Source organism: Parabacteroides sp. An277 (assembly GCF_002159645.1).
Lineage (GTDB): Bacteria > Bacteroidota > Bacteroidia > Bacteroidales > Tannerellaceae > Parabacteroides.
Genome location: NZ_NFJB01000092.1, coordinates 1 through 700, shown reverse-complemented (window position 1 = coordinate 700; position 700 = coordinate 1). Strand labels below are relative to the sequence as shown.

General features: G+C 56.1%; 1 protein-coding gene and 1 pseudogene. Both read left to right on the top strand.

Annotated elements, in window-relative coordinates; genetic code table 11:
- Window positions 1-180: pseudogene (locus tag B5F77_RS15815) on the top strand (hypothetical protein); the annotation flags it as partial.
- Window positions 181-192: 12 nt separating this feature from the next.
- The gene (locus tag B5F77_RS15445) at window positions 193-606 is read left to right on the top strand and encodes an HU family DNA-binding protein (protein ID WP_087332352.1); all 414 of its coding nucleotides are present in this window, start codon (window positions 193-195) and stop codon (window positions 604-606) included.
- Window positions 607-700 lie beyond the last annotated feature (94 nt).

Here is a 700-nt window from a genome sequence, read left to right as displayed (position 1 = left end):
CGCTACCTGGACAAGGCGCAAGACTGTCCGGAGAAGCAACTCGCCGAAGCCGCCCTGCTGATGTATGAAGGGCAAACGGACGAAGCCAAGTCCCGGCTCGAACAGCTGCAAAACGACCCGCAGGTGGGCGCGACCGCTAAAAAGAATCTGGAGATGTTAAACGAATTTATTAACCAATAACCCACAAACACCATGGGAATACGTTACAAATTGGTCCAACGGAAGGACTTTTCCAGGGGTGCGGCCGAAGATGCCAAGCTCTATTATCCCCAATTGCTGAACAACGGCAACATTGGGTTTGATGAATTGTGTGATTCCATCGCGCAAGAAACAGCTCTTTCGAGCGCGGATGTGAAAGGGGTCATGGACCGCCTCGCGCGGCTCACTTCCCTCAATCTCAAACAGGGACGTAGCATCAACCTGGGCGAACTGGGCTCGCTGCGTGTCGTGTTGAGTAGTGCCGGGTCTATCACGGAAGAGGGTTACAAGGCGGCCACCATGATGCGCCCGCTGAGAATCGTGTTCACGCCCGGCAAGGCGTTGAACGACATCCGTGACAAGGCGACTTATGACCGCATCACGGATAAGCCGGAAGAGGAGGCATAGCATAGACGTAATCTATCAGCAGGACAGCGCTGTCCACGCGGAGAACAGCCGTGTTCCGCCGCCGGACAGCGCGAGCCTCCTCCCCTATCCGCGC

Excerpts from the sequence above, each read along its gene's own strand:
- B5F77_RS15445 (WP_087332352.1), top strand. The coding sequence starts at position 193 with ATGGGAATACGTTACAAATTGGTCCAACGGAAGGACTTTTCCAGGGGT.